Source organism: Nesterenkonia sp. HG001 (genome assembly GCF_034438835.1).
GTDB classification, from domain to species: Bacteria; Actinomycetota; Actinomycetes; order Actinomycetales; family Micrococcaceae; genus Nesterenkonia; species Nesterenkonia xinjiangensis.
The window spans coordinates 1-632 of record NZ_JAOSZD010000029.1 but is presented as its reverse complement, the minus strand read 5'-3'; the positions used below and the strand labels follow the sequence as shown (position 1 = coordinate 632).

Annotated in this window: 1 protein-coding gene; it reads right to left on the bottom strand. The window is 56.8% G+C overall.

Annotated features, from left to right (window positions below):
* Positions 1-632 (bottom strand): carbohydrate ABC transporter permease (locus tag ODE13_RS16890; protein ID WP_322480309.1); only part of this gene is annotated, 632 nt, incomplete at both ends.

Below are 632 nucleotides of genomic sequence, written 5' to 3'. Positions count from 1 at the left end.
GCGATCTGAGTGGCCTCCGCAGCCTCACCACCCATCTGCTCAGTACCAGTAGCCCCAGCCAACAGATTCCGCAGATACACCGTCACCGGATACAACTCCCGCCGATCCAGATACAAAAACGCCTGAAACCACGCATTCCAGAAACTGACCGCATAGAAGAGCACCATCGTGGCGATCACCGCCTTCGACAACGGGATCACGATCCGCCACAACACCCCATAAGTGCTCAGCCCATCGATCTGCGCAGCCTCCTCCAGCTCCGTGGAGAAGTTCTCGAAGAAGGCCTTCATCACCAACAGGTTGAAGATGCTGATCGCATTGGGCAACACGATCGCCCACATCGTGTTCGTCATCCCCAGCGCATTGATGAGCACGTAGTTCGGGATCAGCCCACCATTGAAGAACATGGTGAACACCGCGACCCCGATGAAGAACCCCCGGCCCTTCAGATGCCGCTTCGAGAGCGCATAGGCGAAGCTCGTGGTCAGCACCATCGCGATCGCCGTAGCCACCACCGTGTAGATGACCGTGTTCGCATAATTGCGCCAGAACATCGAATCCGACATCACCACATCGAAGGTAGTGATGTTGAACCCGCGCGGGATGATGCTGACCTGCCCAGAGTTGATGTA